Origin of the sequence: Rahnella aceris (assembly GCF_011684115.1) — a bacterium.
In the GTDB taxonomy this organism is placed as follows: Bacteria; Pseudomonadota; Gammaproteobacteria; order Enterobacterales; family Enterobacteriaceae; genus Rahnella; species Rahnella aceris.
This window is the reverse complement of record NZ_JAADJV010000004.1, coordinates 1-22,702: the sequence shown is the minus strand read 5'-3', so window position 1 is coordinate 22,702 and position 22,702 is coordinate 1. Positions and strand designations below refer to the sequence as shown.

The 22,702-nt window shown below is 48.7% G+C and carries 38 protein-coding genes; 32 read left to right on the top strand and 6 right to left on the bottom strand.

The window, feature by feature from the left end; genetic code table 11:
- The first annotated feature begins 4 nt into the window (after window positions 1–4).
- From rplB to GW591_RS18200, 27 genes are all read left to right on the top strand, one after another.
- Window positions 5–829: a 50S ribosomal protein L2 gene (gene rplB, locus GW591_RS18330; protein WP_013573690.1), complete on the top strand. Its 825-nt coding sequence runs from the start codon at window positions 5–7 to the stop codon at window positions 827–829.
- A 14-nt stretch (window positions 830–843) separates the two neighbouring features.
- Window positions 844–1,122 (top strand): 30S ribosomal protein S19, encoded by a 279-nt coding sequence (gene rpsS / locus GW591_RS18325; RefSeq protein WP_004929772.1) that lies wholly within the window; start codon window positions 844–846, stop codon window positions 1,120–1,122.
- A gap of 14 nt (window positions 1,123–1,136) precedes the next feature.
- Window positions 1,137–1,469 carry a 50S ribosomal protein L22 gene (gene rplV, locus GW591_RS18320; protein ID WP_004391423.1) on the top strand — a complete coding sequence of 111 codons (333 nt, stop codon included), beginning with the start codon at window positions 1,137–1,139 and terminating at the stop codon, window positions 1,467–1,469.
- A gap of 17 nt (window positions 1,470–1,486) precedes the next feature.
- A complete protein-coding gene (rpsC, locus tag GW591_RS18315) occupies window positions 1,487–2,185 on the top strand; it encodes a 30S ribosomal protein S3 (RefSeq protein WP_013573691.1) in 699 nt (232 codons plus the stop codon).
- Window positions 2,186–2,197: 12 nt separating this feature from the next.
- Entirely contained in the window at window positions 2,198–2,608 is a 411-nt protein-coding gene (gene rplP, locus GW591_RS18310) for a 50S ribosomal protein L16 (RefSeq protein ID WP_009639183.1), read from the top strand.
- Window positions 2,608–2,799, top strand: a complete 192-nt coding sequence (gene rpmC, locus GW591_RS18305) for a 50S ribosomal protein L29 (protein WP_013573692.1) — start codon at window positions 2,608–2,610, stop codon at window positions 2,797–2,799. Before rplP ends, rpmC begins: the two co-directional genes overlap by 1 nt.
- The gene (gene rpsQ / locus GW591_RS18300; RefSeq protein ID WP_013573693.1) at window positions 2,799–3,053 is read left to right on the top strand and encodes a 30S ribosomal protein S17; all 255 of its coding nucleotides are present in this window, start codon (window positions 2,799–2,801) and stop codon (window positions 3,051–3,053) included. The genes rpmC and rpsQ overlap by 1 nt, the downstream gene beginning before the upstream one ends.
- Window positions 3,054–3,223: 170 nt before the next feature.
- On the top strand, window positions 3,224–3,595 hold the full coding sequence (gene rplN, locus GW591_RS18295; protein ID WP_008457164.1) for a 50S ribosomal protein L14: 372 nt from the start codon (window positions 3,224–3,226) through the stop codon (window positions 3,593–3,595).
- A 10-nt stretch (window positions 3,596–3,605) separates the two neighbouring features.
- Window positions 3,606–3,920, top strand: coding sequence for a 50S ribosomal protein L24 (rplX, locus tag GW591_RS18290; protein WP_013573694.1), 315 nt, complete (start codon window positions 3,606–3,608; stop codon window positions 3,918–3,920).
- 14 nt (window positions 3,921–3,934) lie between these two features.
- Window positions 3,935–4,474 carry a 50S ribosomal protein L5 gene (gene rplE / locus GW591_RS18285; RefSeq protein ID WP_013573695.1) on the top strand — a complete coding sequence of 180 codons (540 nt, stop codon included), beginning with the start codon at window positions 3,935–3,937 and terminating at the stop codon, window positions 4,472–4,474.
- Window positions 4,475–4,487: 13 nt separating this feature from the next.
- The gene (gene rpsN, locus GW591_RS18280; protein WP_013573696.1) at window positions 4,488–4,793 is read left to right on the top strand and encodes a 30S ribosomal protein S14; all 306 of its coding nucleotides are present in this window, start codon (window positions 4,488–4,490) and stop codon (window positions 4,791–4,793) included.
- 33 nt (window positions 4,794–4,826) lie between these two features.
- Window positions 4,827–5,219 carry a 30S ribosomal protein S8 gene (gene rpsH / locus GW591_RS18275; RefSeq protein WP_013573697.1) on the top strand — a complete coding sequence of 131 codons (393 nt, stop codon included), beginning with the start codon at window positions 4,827–4,829 and terminating at the stop codon, window positions 5,217–5,219.
- Window positions 5,220–5,232: 13 nt separating this feature from the next.
- Window positions 5,233–5,766, top strand: coding sequence for a 50S ribosomal protein L6 (gene rplF, locus GW591_RS18270; protein WP_013573698.1), 534 nt, complete (start codon window positions 5,233–5,235; stop codon window positions 5,764–5,766).
- A gap of 9 nt (window positions 5,767–5,775) precedes the next feature.
- A complete protein-coding gene (gene rplR, locus GW591_RS18265) occupies window positions 5,776–6,129 on the top strand; it encodes a 50S ribosomal protein L18 (RefSeq protein ID WP_013573699.1) in 354 nt (117 codons plus the stop codon).
- A gap of 14 nt (window positions 6,130–6,143) precedes the next feature.
- The gene (gene rpsE / locus GW591_RS18260; RefSeq protein ID WP_013573700.1) at window positions 6,144–6,644 is read left to right on the top strand and encodes a 30S ribosomal protein S5; all 501 of its coding nucleotides are present in this window, start codon (window positions 6,144–6,146) and stop codon (window positions 6,642–6,644) included.
- A gap of 6 nt (window positions 6,645–6,650) precedes the next feature.
- Window positions 6,651–6,830, top strand: a complete 180-nt coding sequence (gene rpmD / locus GW591_RS18255) for a 50S ribosomal protein L30 (RefSeq protein WP_013573701.1) — start codon at window positions 6,651–6,653, stop codon at window positions 6,828–6,830.
- 3 nt (window positions 6,831–6,833) lie between these two features.
- A complete protein-coding gene (rplO, locus tag GW591_RS18250) occupies window positions 6,834–7,268 on the top strand; it encodes a 50S ribosomal protein L15 (protein ID WP_013573702.1) in 435 nt (144 codons plus the stop codon).
- Between the two features lie 7 nt (window positions 7,269–7,275).
- Window positions 7,276–8,607, top strand: coding sequence for a preprotein translocase subunit SecY (secY, locus tag GW591_RS18245; protein ID WP_013573703.1), 1,332 nt, complete (start codon window positions 7,276–7,278; stop codon window positions 8,605–8,607).
- 33 nt (window positions 8,608–8,640) lie between these two features.
- Window positions 8,641–8,757 (top strand): 50S ribosomal protein L36, encoded by a 117-nt coding sequence (gene rpmJ / locus GW591_RS18240; protein ID WP_002227352.1) that lies wholly within the window; start codon window positions 8,641–8,643, stop codon window positions 8,755–8,757.
- Between the two features lie 148 nt (window positions 8,758–8,905).
- Window positions 8,906–9,262: a 30S ribosomal protein S13 gene (gene rpsM, locus GW591_RS18235; RefSeq protein WP_013573704.1), complete on the top strand. Its 357-nt coding sequence runs from the start codon at window positions 8,906–8,908 to the stop codon at window positions 9,260–9,262.
- 17 nt (window positions 9,263–9,279) lie between these two features.
- A complete protein-coding gene (rpsK, locus tag GW591_RS18230) occupies window positions 9,280–9,669 on the top strand; it encodes a 30S ribosomal protein S11 (RefSeq protein WP_004929731.1) in 390 nt (129 codons plus the stop codon).
- A gap of 30 nt (window positions 9,670–9,699) precedes the next feature.
- A complete protein-coding gene (rpsD, locus tag GW591_RS18225) occupies window positions 9,700–10,320 on the top strand; it encodes a 30S ribosomal protein S4 (protein WP_013573705.1) in 621 nt (206 codons plus the stop codon).
- Between the two features lie 25 nt (window positions 10,321–10,345).
- Window positions 10,346–11,335: a DNA-directed RNA polymerase subunit alpha gene (locus tag GW591_RS18220; RefSeq protein ID WP_002919219.1), complete on the top strand. Its 990-nt coding sequence runs from the start codon at window positions 10,346–10,348 to the stop codon at window positions 11,333–11,335.
- A gap of 40 nt (window positions 11,336–11,375) precedes the next feature.
- The gene (rplQ, locus tag GW591_RS18215; RefSeq protein WP_013573706.1) at window positions 11,376–11,765 is read left to right on the top strand and encodes a 50S ribosomal protein L17; all 390 of its coding nucleotides are present in this window, start codon (window positions 11,376–11,378) and stop codon (window positions 11,763–11,765) included.
- A gap of 172 nt (window positions 11,766–11,937) precedes the next feature.
- Entirely contained in the window at window positions 11,938–12,306 is a 369-nt protein-coding gene (locus GW591_RS18210; RefSeq protein ID WP_119262214.1) for a DnaJ family domain-containing protein, read from the top strand.
- Between the two features lie 2 nt (window positions 12,307–12,308).
- Window positions 12,309–12,725: a Zn(2+)-responsive transcriptional regulator gene (zntR, locus tag GW591_RS18205; RefSeq protein ID WP_119261138.1), complete on the top strand. Its 417-nt coding sequence runs from the start codon at window positions 12,309–12,311 to the stop codon at window positions 12,723–12,725.
- Window positions 12,726–12,821: 96 nt separating this feature from the next.
- Window positions 12,822–13,022 (top strand): alternative ribosome-rescue factor A, encoded by a 201-nt coding sequence (locus GW591_RS18200; RefSeq protein ID WP_037035586.1) that lies wholly within the window; start codon window positions 12,822–12,824, stop codon window positions 13,020–13,022.
- A 15-nt stretch (window positions 13,023–13,037) separates the two neighbouring features.
- Here the strand turns inward: GW591_RS18200 and mscL are convergent, their stop codons facing one another.
- From mscL to def, 5 genes are all read right to left on the bottom strand, one after another.
- Window positions 13,038–13,454, bottom strand: a complete 417-nt coding sequence (gene mscL / locus GW591_RS18195) for a large-conductance mechanosensitive channel protein MscL (protein WP_013573710.1) — start codon at window positions 13,452–13,454, stop codon at window positions 13,038–13,040.
- Between the two features lie 124 nt (window positions 13,455–13,578).
- Window positions 13,579–14,955 carry a Trk system potassium transporter TrkA gene (trkA, locus tag GW591_RS18190; protein ID WP_013573711.1) on the bottom strand — a complete coding sequence of 459 codons (1,377 nt, stop codon included), beginning with the start codon at window positions 14,953–14,955 and terminating at the stop codon, window positions 13,579–13,581.
- Window positions 14,956–15,015: 60 nt separating this feature from the next.
- On the bottom strand, window positions 15,016–16,305 hold the full coding sequence (gene rsmB, locus GW591_RS18185; protein ID WP_112152591.1) for a 16S rRNA (cytosine(967)-C(5))-methyltransferase RsmB: 1,290 nt from the start codon (window positions 16,303–16,305) through the stop codon (window positions 15,016–15,018).
- A gap of 75 nt (window positions 16,306–16,380) precedes the next feature.
- On the bottom strand, window positions 16,381–17,340 hold the full coding sequence (gene fmt / locus GW591_RS18180) for a methionyl-tRNA formyltransferase (protein WP_173362077.1): 960 nt from the start codon (window positions 17,338–17,340) through the stop codon (window positions 16,381–16,383).
- Between the two features lies 1 nt (window position 17,341).
- Window positions 17,342–17,854, bottom strand: coding sequence for a peptide deformylase (def, locus tag GW591_RS18175; protein WP_013573714.1), 513 nt, complete (start codon window positions 17,852–17,854; stop codon window positions 17,342–17,344).
- A gap of 128 nt (window positions 17,855–17,982) precedes the next feature.
- Here def and dprA point away from each other — a divergent pair, with 128 nt between their 5' ends.
- From dprA to aroE, 5 genes are read left to right on the top strand one after another with little or no spacing between them, the layout of a single operon-like run.
- Complete coding sequence (dprA, locus tag GW591_RS18170) at window positions 17,983–19,152, top strand: DNA-protecting protein DprA (protein WP_013573715.1); 1,170 nt, start codon at window positions 17,983–17,985, stop codon at window positions 19,150–19,152.
- The gene (locus tag GW591_RS18165) at window positions 19,124–19,597 is read left to right on the top strand and encodes a DUF494 family protein (protein ID WP_013573716.1); all 474 of its coding nucleotides are present in this window, start codon (window positions 19,124–19,126) and stop codon (window positions 19,595–19,597) included. Before dprA ends, GW591_RS18165 begins: the two co-directional genes overlap by 29 nt.
- A gap of 24 nt (window positions 19,598–19,621) precedes the next feature.
- Window positions 19,622–20,182, top strand: a complete 561-nt coding sequence (locus GW591_RS18160) for a DNA topoisomerase family protein (RefSeq protein ID WP_037035580.1) — start codon at window positions 19,622–19,624, stop codon at window positions 20,180–20,182.
- Window positions 20,175–20,744, top strand: a complete 570-nt coding sequence (tsaC, locus tag GW591_RS18155; RefSeq protein ID WP_013573718.1) for an L-threonylcarbamoyladenylate synthase type 1 TsaC — start codon at window positions 20,175–20,177, stop codon at window positions 20,742–20,744. The genes GW591_RS18160 and tsaC overlap by 8 nt, the downstream gene beginning before the upstream one ends.
- 3 nt (window positions 20,745–20,747) lie before the next feature.
- Window positions 20,748–21,575 carry a shikimate dehydrogenase gene (aroE, locus tag GW591_RS18150; protein WP_153376732.1) on the top strand — a complete coding sequence of 276 codons (828 nt, stop codon included), beginning with the start codon at window positions 20,748–20,750 and terminating at the stop codon, window positions 21,573–21,575.
- Between the two features lie 51 nt (window positions 21,576–21,626).
- On the opposite strand, the gene GW591_RS18145 is transcribed toward aroE, so the two are convergent.
- On the bottom strand, window positions 21,627–22,169 hold the full coding sequence (locus GW591_RS18145) for a gamma carbonic anhydrase family protein (protein WP_013573720.1): 543 nt from the start codon (window positions 22,167–22,169) through the stop codon (window positions 21,627–21,629).
- Between the last annotated feature and the right edge of the window lie 533 nt (window positions 22,170–22,702).

Sequence of the window (22,702 nt, the reverse complement as noted above, 5' to 3'; positions counted from 1 at the left end):
AACAATGGCAATTGTTAAATGTAAACCTACATCTCCGGGTCGTCGCCACGTTGTTAAAGTGGTTAACCCTGAGCTGCACAAGGGTAAACCTTATGCTCCGCTGCTTGAAAAACTGAGCAAAAGCGGTGGCCGTAACAACAATGGCCGTATCACCACCCGTCATATCGGTGGTGGCCACAAACAGCATTATCGTCTGGTTGACTTCAAACGCAACAAAGATGGTATCGCTGCAGTGGTTGAGCGTCTGGAGTACGATCCGAACCGTTCCGCGAATATCGCGCTGGTTCTGTACAAAGACGGCGAACGCCGTTACATCCTGGCGCCGAAAGGCCTGAAAGTGGGTGACCAGATCCAATCTGGTGTTGATGCTGCAATCAAGACAGGTAACACCCTGCCTATGCGCAACATTCCAGTAGGTTCAACGGTTCATAACGTAGAAATGAAACCAGGTAAAGGCGGCCAGATGGCTCGCTCAGCCGGTGCCTACGTTCAGATCGTTGCTCGTGACGGTTCCTACGTAACTCTGCGTCTGCGCTCTGGCGAAATGCGTAAAGTTCAAGTTGATTGCCGCGCCACCTTAGGTGAAGTCGGTAACTCTGAACATATGCTTCGCGTTCTGGGTAAAGCAGGTGCTGCTCGTTGGCGTGGTATTCGTCCTACCGTTCGCGGTACTGCGATGAACCCAGTCGATCACCCACACGGTGGTGGTGAAGGTCGTAACTTTGGTAAGCACCCGGTAACTCCATGGGGCGTTCAAACCAAAGGTAAGAAGACCCGTAGCAACAAGCGTACTGATAAATTCATTGTACGTCGCCGTAGCAAAAAATAATTAGAGGATAAGCCATGCCACGTTCTCTCAAGAAAGGTCCTTTTATTGACCTGCACTTGCTGAAGAAGGTAGAGAAAGCGGTGGAAAGCGGTGACAAGAAGCCTTTGCGCACTTGGTCCCGTCGTTCAACGATCTTTCCTAACATGATCGGTTTGACCATCGCTGTCCATAATGGTCGTCAGCACGTACCAGTATTTGTTTCCGATGAAATGGTCGGTCACAAACTGGGTGAATTCGCGCCGACTCGTACTTATCGCGGCCATGCGGCTGATAAAAAAGCTAAAAAGCGCTAAGGTAGGAGGAAGAGATGGAAACTATCGCTAAACATCGCCACGCTCGTTCTTCTGCTCAGAAGGTTCGCCTTGTTGCTGACCTGATTCGCGGTAAGAAAGTGTCGCAAGCTCTGGAAACTCTGGCCTATACCAACAAGAAAGCTGCTGGTCTGGTTAAGAAGGTACTGGAGTCTGCCATTGCTAACGCAGAACACAACGATGGCGCTGACATCGATGATCTGAAAGTCACGAAGATTTTCGTAGACGAAGGCCCAAGCATGAAGCGCATTATGCCGCGTGCTAAAGGTCGTGCAGATCGCATTCTGAAGCGCACCAGCCACATTACTGTGGTTGTGTCCGATCGCTGAGACTCTGGAGACTAGCAATGGGTCAGAAAGTACATCCTAATGGTATTCGACTGGGTATTGTCAAACCTTGGAACTCTACTTGGTATGCAAATACCAAAGATTTCGCTGACAACCTGGACGGCGACTTTAAAGTTCGTCAGTTCCTGACTAAGGAATTGGCGAAAGCTTCCGTTTCTCGCATCGTTATCGAGCGTCCAGCGAAGAGCATCCGTGTGACTATTCACACTGCTCGTCCTGGCATCGTTATCGGCAAGAAAGGCGAAGATGTCGAAAAACTGCGTAAGGTCGTAGCGGATATCGCTGGCGTTCCTGCGCAGATTAACATCGCCGAAGTCCGTAAACCGGAACTGGACGCAAAATTGGTTGCTGACAGCATCACTTCACAGCTGGAACGTCGTGTTATGTTCCGTCGTGCTATGAAGCGTGCAGTACAGAACGCAATGCGTCTTGGCGCTAAAGGTATCAAAGTTGAAGTAAGCGGCCGTCTTGGCGGTGCTGAAATCGCGCGTACTGAATGGTACCGTGAAGGTCGTGTTCCGTTGCACACTCTGCGTGCGGATATCGATTACAACACATCTGAAGCGCACACCACTTACGGTGTAATCGGCGTTAAGGTATGGATCTTCAAAGGTGAGATCCTGGGTGGTATGGCTGCAGTTGAACAACCGGAACCGGCTGCTCAACCTAAAAAGCAGCAGCGTAAAGGCCGCAAGTAAGGAGAGTCGCTGATGTTACAACCAAAGCGTACAAAATTCCGTAAGGTGCACAAGGGCCGCAACCGTGGTCTTGCGCAAGGTACGGATGTGAGCTTCGGCACTTACGGTCTGAAAGCTGTTGGCCGTGGTCGTCTGACTGCTCGTCAAATTGAAGCAGCACGTCGTGCGATGACCCGTGCAGTTAAGCGTCAAGGTAAGATCTGGATCCGAGTATTCCCGGACAAACCGATCACCGAGAAACCGCTCGAAGTTCGTATGGGTAAAGGTAAAGGCAACGTAGAGTATTGGGTTGCTTTGATCCAGCCTGGTAAAGTCCTGTACGAAATGGACGGTGTGCCTGAAGAGCTGGCTCGTGAAGCCTTCCAGCTGGCAGCAGCCAAACTGCCTATCAAAACCACCTTTGTAACTAAGACGGTGATGTAATGAAAGCACAAGAGCTGCGCGAAAAAAGCGTGGAAGAGCTGAACACTGAGTTGCTGAACCTTTTGCGTGAGCAGTTTAACCTGCGCATGCAAACGGCAAGCGGCCAGTTGCAGCAAACACACCTGTTGAAGCAAGTGCGTCGTGATGTAGCACGTGTGAAAACTTTACTGACTGAAAAGGCGGGTGCGTAATGACTGACAAGATCCGTACTCTGCAGGGTCGTGTAATCAGTAACAAAATGGAAAAATCCATTGTTGTTGCGATTGAGCGCGTGGTGAAACACCCGATTTACGGTAAGTTCATCAAACGTACGACTAAATTGCACGTACATGACGAGAACAATGAATGTGGTATCGGCGACGTTGTGGAAATCAGCGAATGCCGTCCACTGTCTAAGACTAAGTCTTGGACCTTGGTTCGCGTTGTAGAGAAAGCGATTCTGTAATACAGTAGCGCCTCTCAAAAATAGATAAACGGCTCATGTACGTGGGCCGTTTATTTTTTCTACCCATAATCGGGAACCGGTGTTATAATGCCGCGCCCTCATATTGTGGGGATTTCTTAACGACCTATCCTGGGTCCTAAAGTTGTAGTTGACATTAGCGGAGCACTAACATGATCCAAGAACAGACTATGCTGACCGTGGCCGACAACTCCGGTGCACGTCGCGTAATGTGTATCAAGGTTCTAGGTGGCTCGCACCGTCGCTACGCAGGCGTCGGCGACATCATCAAAATTACCATCAAGGAAGCAATTCCTCGCGGTAAGGTGAAGAAAGGCGATGTGCTGAAGGCGGTAGTGGTGCGCACCAAGAAGGGTGTTCGTCGCCCGGACGGTTCTGTCATTCGCTTCGATGGTAATGCATGCGTTATTTTAAACAATAACAGCGAGCAGCCAATCGGCACGCGTATTTTTGGGCCGGTAACTCGTGAACTGCGTAATGAGAAGTTCATGAAAATTATCTCTCTGGCACCAGAAGTACTCTAAGGAGCGAACCATGGCAGCGAAAATCCGTCGTGATGACGAAGTTATCCTGCTTACCGGTAAAGATAAAGGTAAGCGCGGTAAAGTAAAAAATGTACTGTCTTCTGGCAAAGTCATTGTTGAAGGTATCAACCTGGTTAAGAAACATCAGAAGCCTGTACCGGCCCTGAACCAACCAGGCGGCATCGTTGAAAAAGAAGCTGCAATTCCGGTTTCTAACGTTGCTCTCTTCAACACGGCTACTGGTAAGGCGGACCGTGTAGGCTTTAGATTTGAAGATGGCAAAAAAGTCCGTTTCTTCAAATCTAACAGCGTAACTATCAAGTAATTTGGAGTAGTACGATGGCGAAACTGCATGATTACTACAAAGACGATGTCGTAAAAAAACTCATGGCTGAGTTTGGTTACAATTCTGTCATGCAAGTCCCTCGGGTCGAGAAGATCACCCTGAACATGGGTGTTGGTGAAGCGATCGCTGACAAGAAACTGCTGGATAACGCAGCAGCTGACCTGGCAGCAATCTCCGGTCAAAAACCGTTGATCACCAAAGCACGCAAATCAGTTGCAGGCTTCAAAATTCGTCAGGGCTATCCGATCGGCTGTAAAGTAACCCTCCGCGGCGAACGCATGTGGGAGTTCTTTGAGCGTCTGGTCTCCATTGCTGTTCCACGTATTCGTGACTTCCGCGGCTTGTCTGCTAAGTCTTTCGATGGTCGTGGTAACTACAGCATGGGCGTGCGTGAACAGATCATCTTCCCGGAAATCGATTATGATAAAGTCGATCGCGTTCGTGGTTTAGATATTACTATCACCACTACTGCGAAATCCGATGATGAAGGCCGTGCATTGCTGACAGCCTTTAACTTCCCGTTCCGCAAGTAAGGCAGGGTTACTAATGGCTAAGCAATCCATGAAAGCACGCGAAGTCGTTCGCGTAAAACTGGCTGATAAATACCGCGCTAAACGCGAGGAATTGAAAGCTATTATCTCTGGTGTGAACTCATCCGACGAAGATCGTTGGGATGCAGTTCTTAAGCTGCAGTCTCTGCCGCGTGATTCCAGCCCGTCTCGTCAGCGTAACCGCTGCCGTCAAACTGGTCGTCCGCATGCTTTCCTGCGGAAGTTCGGGTTGAGCCGTATTAAGGTCCGTGAAGCCGCTATGCGCGGTGAAATTCCGGGTCTTAAGAAGGCTAGCTGGTAATTGTCACCAATTGAATCACGGGAGTAAAGACAGATGAGCATGCAAGATCCGATCGCGGATATGCTGACCCGTATCCGTAACGGTCAAGCCGCGAACAAAGTTGCGGTCACCATGCCTTCCTCCAAGCTGAAAGTGGCTATTGCCAACGTGCTGAAGGAAGAAGGCTACATTGAAGAATTTAAAATCGAAGGCGACGCTAAGCCTGAACTGGAATTAGTACTGAAGTACTTCCAGGGCAAGGCAGTGGTAGAAAGCATTCAACGTATCAGCCGTCCAGGCCTGCGCATCTACAAGAAAAAAGATGAGCTGCCAAAAGTTATGGCCGGTATGGGTATCGCTGTTATTTCTACCTCTAAAGGTGTTATGACCGATCGTGCAGCTCGCCAGGCTGGTCTTGGTGGCGAGATTATCTGCTACGTAGCTTAATTGGGAGGAAAGAATGTCTCGTGTTGCAAAAGCACCCGTCGTCATTCCTGCCGGCGTAGAGGTAAAACTCAACGGTCAGGTTATTTCGATTAAGGGTAAAAACGGCGAGCTGTCACGTACTATCCATGACGCTGTTGTAGTTAAGCAGGAAGAAAATACACTGACTTTCGCTCCACGCGAAGGCGCTGTAGACGGTTGGGCCCAAGCGGGTACCACTCGTGCACTGTTGAACTCTATGGTTGTAGGTGTTACCGACGGCTTCACTAAAAAGCTTCAACTGGTAGGTGTTGGTTATCGTGCTGCTGTTAAAGGCAACGTGGTGAATTTAGCCTTAGGCTTCTCTCACCCGGTCGATCATCAACTGCCGGAAGGCATCACTGCAGAATGTCCGACCCAAACTGAAATCGTGCTGAAAGGCGCTGATAAACAGGTTATCGGTCAGGTTGCTGCGGATTTACGTGCCTACCGTCGTCCTGAGCCTTATAAAGGCAAGGGTGTCCGTTACGCCGACGAAGTCGTGCGTACCAAAGAGGCTAAGAAGAAGTAAGGTAACACTATGGATAAGAAATCTGCTCGTATCCGTCGTGCGACCCGCGCACGCCGCAAGCTCAAAGAATTGGGTGCGACTCGTCTGGTGGTACATCGTACCCCGCGTCATATTTACGCACAGGTTATCGCACCAAACGGTTCTGAAGTAATAGTTGCTGCATCTACTGTAGAAAAAACTATCACTGAGCAACTGAAGTATACCGGCAACAAAGATGCTGCCACTGCTGTAGGTAAAGCTATCGCAGAACGCGCATTGGAAAAAGGGATTACGAAAGTATCCTTTGACCGTTCCGGTTTCCAATATCATGGTCGAGTCCAGGCACTGGCAGATGCTGCCCGTGAAGCTGGCCTTCAGTTCTAAGGAAGAGGTTTAAGATGGCTCACATCGAAAAACAAGCTGGCGAACTGCAGGAAAAGCTGATCGCGGTAAACCGCGTATCTAAAACCGTAAAAGGTGGCCGTATCTTCAGCTTTACCGCACTGACAGTCGTTGGTGATGGTAACGGTCGCGTTGGTTTTGGCTACGGCAAAGCACGCGAAGTTCCGGCAGCGATCCAGAAAGCGATGGAAAAAGCCCGTCGCAACATGATGAATGTCGCGCTGAATAGCGGCACCCTGCAGCATCCTGTTAAAGGTGCTCATACGGGTTCCCGTGTGTTCATGCAGCCGGCTTCCGAAGGTACCGGTATTATCGCCGGTGGTGCAATGCGCGCCGTCCTGGAAGTTGCAGGGGTTCATAACGTATTGGCTAAAGCTTATGGTTCCACCAACCCGATCAACGTGGTTCGTGCAACTATCGATGCTTTGGCAAATATGAAATCCCCACAAATGGTCGCTGCCAAGCGTGGTAAATCCGTTGAAGAAATTCTGGGGTAATTAACCATGGCAAAGACTATTAAAGTTACACAAACTCGCAGTTCCATTGGCCGTCTGCCGAAGCATAAAGCTACTCTGCTGGGCCTGGGTCTGCGTCGTATTGGTCACACCGTTGAGCGCGAGGATACTCCTGCTGTACGCGGTATGATCAACCTGGTTTCCTACATGGTTAAGGTTGAGGAGTAAGAGATGCGTTTAAATACTCTGTCTCCGGCTGATGGTGCCAAACAAGCGCCAAGGCGTGTAGGTCGTGGTATTGGTTCTGGCCTGGGTAAAACCGGCGGTCGTGGTCACAAAGGTCAGAACTCACGTTCTGGTGGTGGCGTACGTCGTGGTTTTGAAGGTGGTCAGATGCCTTTATATCGTCGTTTGCCGAAATTCGGCTTCACCTCCCGCAAAGCTATGATCACGGCAGAAGTTCGTCTGTCTGAACTGGCTCTGGTGGAAGGCGACGTGATCGACCTGAACGCGCTGAAAGCCGCTAACGTGGTTGGTATCCAGATCGAGTTCGCGAAAGTAATCCTTTCTGGCGAAGTCGGTCGTGCGGTAACTCTGCGTGGTTTGCGTGTCACCAAAGGCGCTCGTGTTGCTATCGAAGCTGCTGGCGGTAAAATTGAGGAATAAGTAGCAGATGGCTAAGCAACCGGGATTAGATTTTCAAAGTGCCAAGGGTGGACTAGGCGAACTGAAGCGCAGACTTTTGTTTGTTATCGGTGCGCTGATTGTTTTCCGTATCGGCTCTTTTATTCCGATCCCTGGTATTGATGCCACTGTACTTGCCAAATTGCTCGAGCAGCAAAGAGGTACCATCATTGAAATGTTTAATATGTTCTCTGGTGGTGCCCTTAGCCGTGCTTCAATCTTTGCTCTGGGGATCATGCCGTATATTTCGGCATCGATCATTATCCAGCTGTTAACGGTGGTTCATCCAGCGTTAGCTGAAATAAAGAAAGAAGGGGAGGCTGGCCGTCGTAAGATTAGCCAGTACACCCGTTACGGTACGCTGGTATTGGCAGTGTTTCAGTCAATCGGTATTGCAACCGGTCTGCCGAACATGCCTGGTATGCAGGGTCTGGTGTTAAATCCAGGCTTTGCGTTCTACTTTACTGCAGTTGTGAGCTTAGTGACCGGGACAATGTTCCTGATGTGGCTGGGGGAGCAGATTACTGAACGAGGTATCGGTAACGGTATTTCCATCATAATCTTTGCAGGTATCGTAGCGGGTCTCCCGCCAGCGATTGCCCATACTATCGAACAAGCTCGGCAAGGCGACCTGCACTTCCTCCTGTTGCTGTTGGTTGCAGTTTTAGTGTTTGCAGTGACTTTCTTTGTGGTGTTTGTTGAACGTGGTCAACGTCGTATCGTCGTTAACTATGCTAAGCGCCAACAAGGTCGTCGTGTCTATGCAGCACAGAGCACGCACTTACCGTTGAAAGTGAATATGGCCGGGGTTATCCCAGCGATCTTCGCTTCCAGCATTATTCTGTTCCCTGCCACGATTGCATCATGGTTTGGGGGTGGGACTGGTTGGAACTGGCTGACTACGATTTCGCTGTATTTGCAGCCTGGACAACCGCTTTATGTGTTACTCTATGCGACTGCAATCATCTTCTTCTGTTTCTTTTATACTGCGTTGGTTTTCAACCCGCGTGAGACAGCAGATAACCTGAAGAAGTCCGGTGCATTTGTACCAGGAATTCGTCCGGGAGAGCAAACGGCGAAGTACATCGATAAAGTAATGACTCGCTTAACCTTAATTGGTGCGATGTATATTACTTTCATCTGCCTTATCCCGGAGTTCATGCGTGACGCGATGAAAGTTCCATTCTACTTTGGTGGTACTTCTCTACTGATCGTAGTCGTCGTTATCATGGACTTTATGGCTCAAGTGCAAACTCTGATGATGTCAAGTCAGTATGAGTCTGCATTGAAGAAAGCAAACCTGAAAGGCTATAACCGCTAATCTGGTGAGTTTGCGAAGTTACGGAGAGTAAAAATGAAAGTTCGTGCTTCCGTCAAGAAATTATGTCGTAACTGCAAAATTGTTAAGCGTAACGGTGTCGTTCGCGTAATCTGCAGTGCAGAACCGAAGCATAAACAGCGTCAAGGCTGATTATCTCGCATATTTTTCTTGCAAAGTTGGGTTGAGCTGGCTAGATTAGCCAGCCAATCTTTTGTATGTAAGCAGCAATACTATTTGAGTATCCTGAAAACGGGCTTTTCAGAATGGTGTTGCCGTATATAAATAGTAGGAGTGCATAGTGGCCCGTATAGCAGGCATTAACATTCCTGATCAGAAACATACTGTAATCGCATTAACTTCGATCTACGGTATCGGCAAAACCCGCTCACAGTCTATCTGTGCTGCATCCGGTATTGCTGAAAATGTTAAGATCAGTGAGCTGTCTGAAGAGCAAATCGAAAAACTGCGTGACGAAGTTGCCAAGTTCATTGTTGAAGGTGATCTGCGTCGTGAAGTCACCCTGAGCATCAAGCGTCTTATGGACCTTGGGACTTATCGTGGTTTGCGTCATCGTCGTGGTCTTCCAGTACGCGGTCAGCGTACCAAGACTAACGCACGTACCCGTAAGGGTCCGCGTAAACCGATCAAGAAATAATCGGGGTGATTGAATAAATGGCAAAGGCACCTGTTCGTACACGTAAACGTGTAAGAAAACAAGTCTCTGACGGCGTGGCTCATATCCATGCTTCTTTCAACAACACCATTGTTACCATTACCGATCGTCAGGGTAATGCTTTGGGTTGGGCAACAGCTGGTGGTTCCGGTTTCCGTGGTTCTCGTAAATCCACTCCGTTCGCAGCTCAGGTTGCAGCAGAGCGCTGCGCTGACGCAGTGAAAGAATACGGTATCAAGAATCTGGAAGTTATGGTTAAAGGACCTGGTCCTGGTCGTGAGTCTACTATCCGCGCATTAAACGCGGCTGGTTTCCGCATCACTAATATTACTGATGTGACTCCTATCCCTCATAACGGTTGTCGTCCGCCGAAAAAGCGTCGCGTATAACGCTGCTTTTAGGTTTGTTGGAGAGAGAAAATGGCAAGATATTTGGGTCCTAAGCTCAAGCTTAGCCGTCGTGAGGGCACAGATTTATTCCTTAAATCTGGCGTTCGCGCGATCGATACCAAGTGTAAAATCGAACAAGCTCCTGGTCAGCATGGTGCGCGTAAGCCGCGTCTGTCTGACTACGGTGTACAGTTACGTGAAAAGCAAAAAGTTCGCCGTACTTACGGTGTTCTGGAGCGTCAGTTCCGTAACTATTATAAAGAAGCAGCACGCCTGAAAGGCAACACTGGTGAAAACCTGTTGCAACTGCTTGAAGGTCGTTTGGACAACGTCATTTATCGTATGGGCTTCGGCGCTACTCGTGCGGAATCCCGCCAGTTAGTTAGCCACAAAGCTATTATGGTAAACGGTCGCGTTGTTAACATCGCTTCTTATCAGGTATCTCCGAATGACGTTGTCAGCATCCGTGAGAAAGCTAAAAAGCAATCTCGCGTGAAGGCCGCTTTGGAGTTGGCTGAACAGCGTGAAAAGCCGACTTGGCTTGAAGTTGATGCTGCTAAGATGGAAGGTGTGTTCAAGCGTATGCCTGAACGTACTGATCTGTCTTCCGACATTAACGAACACCTGATCGTCGAGCTTTACTCCAAGTAAAGCTTAGTACCAAAGAGAGGACACAATGCAGGGTTCTGTGACAGAGTTTCTAAAACCGCGCCTGGTAGATATCGAGCAAGTCAGTTCGACGCACGCCAAGGTGACCCTTGAGCCTTTAGAACGTGGCTTTGGCCATACTTTAGGCAACGCACTGCGCCGTATTCTGCTTTCATCCATGCCGGGTTGCGCGGTGACCGAGGTTGAGATTGATGGTGTACTGCATGAGTACAGCACCAAAGAAGGCGTACAGGAAGATATCCTGGAGATCCTGCTCAACCTGAAAGGGCTGGCGGTGAGAGTTCAAGGGAAAGATGAAGTTATTCTTACCCTGAATAAGTCTGGCATTGGCCCTGTGACTGCAGCCGACATTACCCATGATGGTGATGTCGAAATCGTCAAGCCGCAACATGTCATCTGCCACCTGACCGATGAGAACGCTGCAATTAGCATGCGTATCAAAGTTCAGCGCGGTCGTGGTTATGTGCCGGCGTCTGCCCGAATTCATTCGGAAGAAGATGAGCGCCCAATTGGTCGTCTGTTAGTAGACGCATGCTACAGCCCTGTAGAGCGAATTGCCTACAATGTTGAAGCAGCGCGTGTAGAACAGCGTACTGATTTGGACAAGCTGGTTATCGAAATGGAAACCAACGGTACGATCGATCCTGAAGAGGCGATTCGTCGTGCGGCAACCATTCTTGCTGAACAACTTGAAGCTTTCGTTGATTTACGTGATGTACGTCAACCGGAAGTCAAAGAAGAGAAGCCGGAATTCGATCCAATCCTGCTGCGCCCTGTTGACGATCTGGAATTGACTGTCCGCTCTGCTAACTGCCTTAAAGCAGAAGCAATCCACTACATCGGTGATCTGGTACAGCGTACCGAGGTTGAGTTACTTAAAACACCTAACCTGGGTAAAAAATCTCTTACTGAGATCAAAGACGTACTTGCGTCCCGTGGTTTGTCTCTGGGCATGCGCCTGGAAAACTGGCCACCAGCAAGTATTGCTGACGAGTAACCGGATCACAGGTTAAGGTTTTACTGAGAAGGATAAGGTCATGCGCCATCGTAAGAGTGGTCGTCAACTGAACCGTAACAGCAGCCACCGACAGGCTATGTTCCGTAACATGGCCGGCTCTTTGGTTCGTCATGAGATCATCAAGACGACCCTGCCGAAAGCGAAAGAGCTGCGTCGCGTTGTTGAGCCGCTGATTACTCTTGCCAAGACCGACAATGTTGCAAATCGTCGTCTGGCATTCGCCCGTACTCGTGATAACGAGATCGTGGCAAAACTGTTTAATGAACTGGGTCCGCGTTTCGCGAGCCGTGCTGGTGGTTACACTCGTATTCTTAAGTGTGGCTTCCGTGCAGGCGACAATGCGCCGATGGCATACATCGAGCTCGTTGATCGTGCAGAGTCAAAAGCAGAAGTAGCAACTGCTGAATAATCTGTAGATGCATGAAAAAACCGGGCTTTTGCCCGGTTTTTTTACATCTAAAATTCACGTTTCTAAACCTTTTCTTCCCAGTTTTCACCATGCTAAATTCCACTCTCTTTTCCAGCGCGCCGCTTCCAGCTATGATCTAAGATGGCTCGTTCAATGTGACAAAGGCGAAATCATGTTTCTAATTGATCAGTGGGTTGAAAAGCACATCAAAGATGCTCAGGAAAAGGGTGAATTTGATAACCTTCCTGGAAATGGCCGTCCCCTTATCATGGATGACGAAAGCGCAGTTCCGGAGGAGCTCAGAACGTCCTATCGTATCTTGAAAAATGCAGGCTATTTGCCGCCTGAGTTGCAGGATCGAAAAGAGGCGATCGATTTGGATCATCTACTGAACATGTTAGACAGTGATGATCCAAAGTTTCTTCCCGCAGAAAAGCGTCTGAAGGTTTTACAAATGCGTTTACAGCAGGCAGGTATGAACACTGACTTTCTTCGGGGGCATTACGAAAATGCACTGAAGGATAAATTGAGAGGGAAATAGACATGTATAAAATTGGTGAACTTGCCAGGCTGGCCAGCGTGTCCACAGATACTATTCGTTACTATGAAAAGCAGGGAATGATGGGAGCGGGCACACGTAATACATCAGGTTATCGGCAATATGATGAAAGCGATGTGCAGCGCTTACGCTTCATCCGCTATGCCAAATCTACAGGTTTTACGCTTGATGCAATCAAGGAGTTACTTTCTATTCGAATCGATCCTTTGCATCATACTTGTCAGGAGTCAAAGTCTATTGTGGATGAACGACTCGCAGAGGTTGAGCTTAAATTAAAGGAGCTTAATCAGATGCGTGAATCCCTGCAAAGATTGAGTGCCGCTTGTTGTGGCTCCTCACATACGAGCGTAAGTTGCTCTATTTTAGAAGCATTAGAGGATGGAGCGGGTAAAGTAGCTTGAATGTTCCGGTCGTATAATAGCCACTTTCATAGTTAGGATTATAGCAGTATGATGTGCGCGCATTTTGTTCACTACTATTAATCATATCGAGGTTTTATGAGCCATTATAAGCATCAAAAAGGCATCATTCAGAATAACGCGTTACAAGCGCTTCTTCATGATCCACTGTTCAAACAGCGTGTTGAGAAAAATCAAAAAGGGAAAGGGAGCTACCGTCGCAAAGAGAAAAATGGGAAGGGGAGTTATCTGGAGGGCAGTGTTGAGTGTTCGTTTGAGTATTCAACACTGCCCTTCTAATCAGTCTAAGCAGAATTACAGTTTCGGTGCCTGCTGCTCTTTCAGCAAATCACGAATTTCCGCTAACAGAGTTTCTTCCGCTGTTGGTTTAGGTGGTGCAGCGGGCTTATCTTCCTGCTTACGACGCATTTTATTCATCAAGGTAATTGCGCAGAATATGGCCAGTGCAACAATGATGAAATCAAACACGTTCTGAATGAATACCCCGTAATGCATGACTACTGCGGGTGCTGCTCCCTGGGCCTCCCTGAGGACAAAAGCAAACTGCTTAAAATCAACTCCGCCAATCAGCAAGCCTAGCGGTGGCATAATAATATCAGCGACAAATGACGATACTATTTTGCCAAAAGCGGCGCCGATGATAACACCGACTGCCAGGTCGACCACGTTGCCGCGCATGGCAAACTCACGAAACTCTTTCATAAAACTCATAAATACTCCTTGGCAAATTCATCAAATATGTCAAACTAAGTAAAGACCATTTGCAGGGTCTTCGCTACAAAACTTCTCATCTGAAACTCAATTAACGCTAAATTCGATTAACAAAAGGTGCAATTTATAAGAAGAATGGGCTTGGCTGGAACAGCCGTTCAACATCCCTGACAAACTTCTTATCGGTAATAAACATCACAACATGGTCACCCTGTTGGATCCTGCTGGTGCCGTTGGCAATAATAACCTCATTACCGCGCACAATAGCCCCAATCGTTGTACCGGGTGGCAGTTTGATTTGTTCCACGGTACGACCCACAACTTTTGATGTTGTCTCATCGCCATGTGCAATTGCTTCAATGGCTTCCGCGACACCGCGTCTCAGCGATGAAACACTGACGATGTCTGCTTTTCTGACGTGTCCAAGCAACGCTGAAATCGTTGCCTGCTGAGGCGAAATTGCAATATCGATGACGCTGCCCTGCACCAAATCGACATATGCACTGCGCTGGATGAGAACCATCGCCTTTTTCGCGCCCATCCTCTTGGCCAGCATTGCGGACATGATGTTCGCTTCATCATCATTGGTAATAGCGATGAATACATCCACTTGTTCAATATGCTCTTCAGCCAGCAATTCCTGATCCGAGGCATCACCGTAGAAGACAATCGTATCTTGCAATATCTCTGCAAGCTCTGCGGCTCGCTGCTGATCCCGCTCGATGAGTTTTACGCTGTAATTCTTCTCTAGCCGTTGTGCAAGCCCCGCCCCGACATTGCCGCCACCTACGATCATGATTCGTTTATAAGGCTTTTCGAGCCTCTGAAGCTCGCTCATGACTGCACGGATATGCTGAGAAGCAGCCACAAAGAATACTTCATCACCGGCTTCGATAATGGTTGAACCCTGGGGGCGAATAGGACGATCCTGGCGGAAAATGGCTGCAACCCGCGTTTCAATGTGCGGCATGTGTTCACGCATTGAAGAGAGTGCATTACCGACTAAAGGCCCACCGTAATAGGCTTTTACCGCCGCAATACTGACTTTGCCTTCTGCGAAATTCACCACCTGTAGTGCACCCGGATACTCAATGAGTTTGTAGATATAATCCGTGACCAGTTGCTCCGGAGAAATCAGGTGGTCGATAGGCACGGCTTCCGGATGGAAAAGTTTTTCAGATTCACGGATATATTCAGTTGAACGGATACGGGCAATGCGGTTTGGTGTGTTAAACAGTGAATAGGCAATCTGGCAGGCGACCATATTAGTTTCATCGGAATTCGTCACAGCCACCAGCATATCTGCATCTTCGGCGCCGGCTTCGCGAAGTACACGAGGGTGAGAACCGTGCCCCTGGACTACACGCAGGTCAAACTTATCCTGAAGCTGACGCAGCCGGATGGTATTCGTGTCGACAACCGTGATGTCGTTGTTTTCACCAACCAGGTTTTCGGCAAGTGTTCCGCCAACTTGCCCGGCCCCGAGAATGATTATTTTCATATGACTCTCTGCTTTGCCTCGAAGGTATTAGCCTGAGTAAACAGCACTAATACGAGATATTCAGCTTTTAACAAGTTTAGCGTAATAGAATCCATCGCCATCTTCAGGATGTGGAAGATTCTGTCGGCCCGGTTTTTCCATCGTTCCGGTTTCAACCAGCGTAGCATCCTGATGTGATTCGAGGAATGAGGCTATTTGCTGGCAGTTTTCATCCGGCAAAATCGAACAGGTGGCGTACACCATGATCCCTTTACTTTTTAGCCGTGGCCAGATGGCATCAAGAATTTCTTTTTGGAGGCTGGCGAGTTCGGCAATATCACTGTCTCTGCGCAGCCATTTGATGTCAGGATGCCGGCGGATAACGCCCGTCGCTGAACAGGGGGCATCGAGAAGAATGCGGTCGAAAATGCGATCACCTGCCCACATCTGCGGCTCGCGCCCATCGCCTTGCTTCACTTCCGCGCTGAGTTTCAAACGCTGAAGGTTTTCATGAACACGTTTCAAACGTTGCTCATCCACATCAACAGCGAGAACATGCGCTTTAGGTGCAGCTTCCAGAATATGGGTAGTTTTCCCGCCCGGCGCGCAACATAAGTCGAGGATCAATTCGCCATTCTGTGGATCCAGCAGATCAACACTGCCTTGTGCCGAAGCATCCTGAACGGTGACCCAGCCTTCTGTGAATCCCGGAAGAAGGTTTACCTGACATGGCGTGTTCAGCCGTAATGCATCGCGGTATTCCGGATGCGGAACTGCTTCGATGTGTACTTCGTTTAACAGGTGTAGGTACTCGTCGCGTGTGTGATGCTGCCTGTTGACGCGCAGCCACATCGGCGGCCTTTGATTATTGGCATCAACGATACTTTCCCAGTCAGTGGGGTAAGCTTTTTTCAGGCGGTTAAGAAGCCAGCTCGGGTGGAGATGGCGGCTGTCATTGTTGGCCATGCGTTGAAGCAATTCTTCCTGCTGCCGCTGAAACTGACGCAACACGCCGTTGATCAGACCTTTTAACTGAGGGCGTTTTAGCGCAACGGCACCGTCAACAGTTTCAGCCAGTACGGCGTGTGCCGGAATCCGGGTATGGATCAGCTGATACAGACCCACCATCAGTAAGTAATGCAATGTTCTTTGCTTACCAGTGAGAGGTTTTGCCATCAGTTGCTGCAAGCACCATTCCAACTGTGGGAGGACGCGAAGCGTACCAAAGCACAGCTCCTGAAGGAGTCCGCGATCTTTTTCTGAGACGTTTTTCTGCAGACCAGGAAGAACAGTGGACAGGGATAATCCTTTGTCCAAAACCTGGCTGATGGCTTGAGCGGCAATGCTACGGAGATTATAGGCTGTTTTCATAGTCAAAAAAGCTGACCGGAGCCAGCATTATCAAAGAGATAAGGCCCGACGAAATATCGGGCGTAGTCGTTATGGTCAGGCTAAACGCGTGCCTTCGATAAACCATTCGCGACGAGAGTTCAGCAAATCCTGTGCGGACATTGCTTTTTTACCTGAGGGTTGTAACTGGGTGATGTTCAGGATGCCATCGGATGTTGCAATCTGAATACCCTTTTTGTCGGCAGCAACAATAGTCCCGGGTGCAGCGCTGCTTTTTCCTGACAGACATTCAGCCTGCCAGACTTTCACAGGCTGATCATCAATCATAAAGAAGCTGACGGGCCATGGGTTAAATGCACGAATACAGCGTTCAAGTTGTTCGGCCGATAGATTCCAGTCTAAGCGGGCTTCTTCCTTGCTGAGTTTCTCAGCGTAGGTTACGTGTTCTTCGCTTTGAACTTCAGGTTTTGCTGAGCCGTTCGCCAGCTGCTGTAATGTTTCAAGCATACCCTGTGGGCCCAGCTCAGCCAGCTTGTTGTAAAGCGATGCGCTGGTATCCTCGGGGAGAATGTCACATTCTACTTTGTGCAGCATATCGCCGGTATCAAGGCCGACATCCATCTGCATGATGGTGATACCTGTTTTTGTATCACCTGCCCAAAGAGATCGCTGAATCGGTGCTGCGCCACGCCAGCGTGGCAATAATGAGCCATGCACATTGATGCAGCCCAATTTCGGCATATCAAGCACGGCTTTTGGCAGGATCAAACCATAAGCAACGACTACCATAATGTCCGCCTCAAGCGCGGAAACCAGAGACTGATTCTCTTCCGGGCGCAAGGATTTAGGCTGGAAAACCGGGATGTCGTGGGTTTGAGCCAGAACTTTAACCGGACTTGCGGTAAGTTTATTACCGCGGCCAGCAGGGCGATCGGGCTGAGTGAAAACACCGACAACCTGATGTTCTGATGATAAAAGCGCGTCAAGATGACGCGCTGCAAAGTCCGGAGTACCGGCAAATATGATTCGCAAAGCAGTGTCCTGTGTTACACGAATATTAGTCAGCCCGTGCGTTCAGCTTGGCCATTTTTTCCATTTTCTGGCGAATACGCTGACGTTTCAACGGAGACAAGTAATCCACGAATAATTTACCTACCAGATGATCCATTTCATGCTGGATACAAATTGCCAGCAGATCATCGGCTTCGAGCTCGAAGGTTTTACCGTCACGGTCAAGCGCGCGGATTTTTACTTTTTCAGCACGCGGCACCAGCGCCCGTTGATCAGGGATCGACAGACAGCCTTCTTCAATCCCGGTTTCGCCGCTCTTTTCCAGCAATTCAGGGTTGATGAGAACCAGACGCTCGTCGCGGTTTTCAGAGACATCAATCACGATGATACGCTGATGAATATCGACCTGAGTTGCAGCAAGGCCAATGCCTTCCTCTGCATACATGGTTTCAAACATATCATCCACGATCTGCTGGATTTCAGCGTTAACTTCTTTGACCGGTTTTGCCGTTATGCGAAGCCGCTCGTCTGGGAAATGTAATATCTGTAATACGGACATATTTTTCTGGATCTTTATTCAATTGATTGAAGATATATAGACTCTATTCTAGACATTTCCTGCCCAGATTGACAGCATCCTCTGCCAATTGTATCAGTCGCTGAAAGGCCTTGAGAAGGGAATGGATAATGACATTACAGGAAGCATGGATACGTTTGTCGGTGGTAAAACGCCTCGATCCTCATCACGCTATGGGGATCATTCAGACCTTATTCTGCCGGGGCATTTATTCGTCCTCAGAATTAGCAAACAGTGGGCTTCTCCCCGAACAAATAGCCGATTTTCAGCATATTAATCAGCGCTGGTTAGTTGAATCATTGAAATGGCTGGAAGGAGAGAATTGTCATCTTATTACTTTTGGTAGCGAGTTTTATTCCCCGCTGTTAGCACAAATATCCTCCCCGCCTCTGATTTTGTTCGCAGAAGGAGCCGCTGAATTACTGCTATCCCCGCAAATAGCGATGGTGGGAAGCCGCGATTACTCACATTATGGCGAACAATATGCACAGGTATTTGCAGGGGGCCTGGTCAGCAGTGGTTTTACCGTGACAAGCGGTCTGGCAATGGGAATTGATGGAATCAGCCATAAGGCAACACTAGAAGCTCAGGGTAAGACGATTGCTGTGTTGGGAAGCGGACTGATGAAGCGCTATCCACCCTGTCATCTGAAGCTCGCAGATCGCATCCTCGAGCAGGGAGGAGCTCTGGTTTCAGAACATCTGGTGACTGCGCCGCCTTTAGCAGCCCACTTTCCCCGCCGTAACCGGGTTATCAGCGGGTTGAGTGCGGGTGTACTTGTTATCGAAGCCACGCTGCGCAGCGGCTCATTGATTACTGCACGCTATGCACTGGAGCAAGGAAGGGAAGTGTTCGCGTTGCCAGGCCCGCTGGGAAGTGCAACCTGCGAAGGAACACACTGGCTTATTCAGCAGGGCGCTTATCTGGTGACTGAGCCCAATGATATCGCCGAACATATAGGAAGCGGGCTGACCTGGTTTCCAAATATCAAAGCGTCAGAATCCTTGAAAATGCCTCCGGATGGTCACTCTGATGCGTCAGAGGTGAATATTTGTGCGCCAGATAGCGAAGTTGAATTGCCATTTGCTGATGTGTTGGCTAACGTAGAATATGAGGTGACATCTGTTGACGTCGTCGCCGAACGTGCCGGCCAACCTGTGCCAGAAGTTGTAGGTAAACTACTCGAACTGGAGTTAGCAGGATGGATCGCAGCTGTACCCGGCGGCTATGTCCGAATTAAGAGGGCAAGCCATGTTCGACGTACTAATGTACTTATTTGAAACTTACATTCACAACGAAGCGGAGATGAATGTTGACGAGGATAGGTTAACGGATGACTTGGCCGAGGCTGGTTTTCACCGGGCTGATATTCACAATGCGCTGAATTGGCTTGAAAAACTTGCGGATATGCAAGAGGGTGGAACCCCATCTTATATGCTGGATTCTGATCCTTCAGCATTACGTGTGTATACCGATGAGGAAACGAGTCGGTTAGATAGCAGTTGTCGTGGTTTTTTGCTGTTTCTGGAACAAATCAAAGTATTGAATTTCGATACCAGAGAGATGGTTATCGATCGTGTTATGGCTCTGGACACTGAAGAATTCGATCTTGAAGATCTGAAGTGGGTCGTGCTGATGGTTCTGTTTAATATTCCCGGATATGAAAGAGCGTATCAGCAAATGGAAGAGCTATTATTTGAAGTTAATGAAGGTTATCTGCACTAAGAGATAACAGGTAAAACGTAACATATGACAAAAGCAGCACTTTTTGCTGATAAGCAAAATGGATCCTGTCCAGCATGCGGGGCCGATTTGGTGATCCGTAGTGGTCGTCACGGCCCCTTTCTCAGTTGTTCATCCTACCCGCAATGTCAGTATGTTCGTCCCCTGAAATCACAGGCGGATGGGCATATTGTGAAAATCCTGGAAGGACAGGCATGCCCTAAATGTGACTCTACTTTGGTGCTGCGGCAGGGGCGTTACGGCATGTTTATTGGTTGCAGTCAGTATCCTGAATGCGATCATATTGAAGCTATCGATAAGCCTGAAGAAACTACTCTGGGCTGCCCGCAATGTGGAAAGGGTCATCTGTTACAGCGCAAATCACGTTTTGGCAAAGTATTCCACGCCTGTGATCGTTACCCGGAATGTCAGTTTGCCATCAATAATAAGCCAGTTGCAGGAGAATGTGTTCATTGCCATTACCCATTGTTGATGGAAAAGAAAACGGCTCAGGGGATTAAGTTATTCTGTGCCAGTAAATTGTGCGGCAAAGCCGTTGAAATAAAAGATAACGAACAAGATGAATAAAGAGACAGAAAAATCATTCAGTGCAGTGCTTGAGGCGCTTCACGGACAACATGTTATTGCTTATCCAACGGAAGCGGTTTTCGGGTTGGGGTGTGACCCAGATAGCGAACAAGCCGTCGAGGCATTGCTGGCGCTGAAAAAACGTCCAAAAGATAAAGGACTCATTCTGATTGCTGACAATTATCAGCAGCTCCTTCCTTATATTGATGACTCATCTTTAACGGAGCAACAGCTTGCGCATGTCGTTTCATTCTGGCCAGGCCCGGTTACCTGGGTTATGCCTGCAAAACCCTCGACACCTGATTGGCTTACCGGCCGTTTCACTTCGCTGGCGGTGCGTGTCACAGACCATCCTCTGGTAAAAGAACTCTGCCAAAAATTTGGAAAACCGCTGGTTTCAACCAGTGCGAACCTGAACGGGCAACCTCCTTGCCGTTTGTCTGAAGAAGTCAGGCTTCAGTTTGGGAAAGATTTTCCCGTGCTGGATGGCGATGTAGGAGGAAGAGATAATCCATCTGAAATTCGGGATGCCCTCACTGGCAACCTTATTCGTCAAGGTTAACAAATGAAAGTCACGCCATCTTTTGCGGTATTTGGAAATCCGATCGGCCATAGCAAATCCCCTCGCATTCATGCGCTTTTCGCCCGTCAGACGGGGATCGATCACACATATGGCACGGTTCTGGCCCCGCAAGAAGCGTTTGAAGAGACGTTGCGTTCCTTTTTTGAAAACGGAGCGCTGGGGGCAAATATTACGGTACCTTTCAAAGAGCGCGCTTTTGCTGAGTCAGATGAGCTGACCGAGCGGGCTGCCATGTCGGGTGCTGTGAATACGCTTAAAAAGTTCGAAGATGGGCGATTGCTTGGGGATAACACCGACGGCATCGGCATGTTGAATGATCTTGAACGGCTGGCGCTTTTAAAGCGAGGGGACCGGGTTCTTCTGATTGGCGCCGGTGGCGCTGCGCGTGGGGTGATACTTCCTTTACTGTACTACGGCTGCCCGGTTGTTGTTACTAACCGGACGTTTGAACGCGCACAGCACCTGAGCCATATTTTCGAAAAGAAAGGGAATATCCGGGCTATTGCTTTGGCCGATCTGGCTGATGAATCTTTCGATCTGATCATTAATGCTACTGCATCGGGTATTAAAGGTCAGATCCCAGAGATCCCCGAAAGTGTGCTGACGACGCAGACCCGCGTCTACGACATGTTTTATCAGTCGGGTTTAACGCCTTTTATCACCTGGGCGAAAAATAATGGGGTAACTCATTATGCAGACGGGCTGGGGATGCTGGTGGGGCAGGCAGCGCACGCTTTTTATCTGTGGCATGGGGTGATGCCCCAAATAGAACCAGTGCTTGAGGAGCTAAAGAAAGACTTGCTGGGGTGATTGTGAAATGCCTGAACAATCAGATTTATTACTGTTCAGGCAGTACGCTTCTTATTGCTCCTGTGAAAGATAGAGATCTTTCCATGTCACATAATTATTAGAAGAGTATGTCAGTCCAGCGAGTTCATCAGAAGTCAGTTCTCGTATCTGCTTAACAGGACTTCCTAAATAGAGGTAGCCACTTTCGAGTGTTTTCCCAGGTGGAACCAGACTGCCTGCGCCAATCATGACATCGTCTTCGACGATAGCCCCATCCAGCAGTATTGATCCCATTCCGACCAAAACTCTGTTTCCGATCGTGCAACCATGCAGCATCGCCTTATGCCCGACAGTGACGTCTTCCCCAATAATAAGAGGGTGCCCCTCGGGATTATGTCGTGACTGATGAGTCACATGGAGCACACTTCCATCCTGCACATTAGTCCGACAGCCGATAACCACATTATTCACATCACCACGTATCACAACCAGTGGCCAGATACTGACGTCATCAGCCAGATCCACATCGCCAATCACCACGCTTGAGGGATCCACCATCACTCTTTCACCCAATGTTGGTGTTAATCCCTGATAAGAACGTAAAGTCTGAGACATCTGAAGTACCCCGTAAGTGAGTATTAATCTTGGCAATATAGTTCGGGTCGGGGGAAATACCAATTGAGGGGCGATAAGATCGGCGTTAAAAGCAGCAGATCGGGTGAGATCTCTGCGAAGGGGTCGAAAAATACGCAGTCGATCCTTTTATTGGAAAAAAGGCTTGTGCAAAAAATTCGGATCCCTATAATGCCGCTCCATCGACAGGGAACAACGTGAACAACATCACGAAGTGACCGGGTCGGAAAGATTAAAAACAGCGGCAACCGGATAAAATAAACGGTTGACACTGAATGAGGAAAGCGTAATATACGCCACCTCGAGTTAGCAAGCGAAAGCGCGTAACTCACTGCTCTTTAACAATTTATCAGACAATCTGTGTGGGCACTCACAAGACGATATCAGCCACTTCGGTGGCAAAAAATATCAAGTCTTAGAGTGACCAAGCAGTAATTCATTTAGTTGAATTATTACGAAGTAATCTCTGAGCACCGCTTCACTTGTTGAAGCAAATCGAACTTTTAATTGAAGAG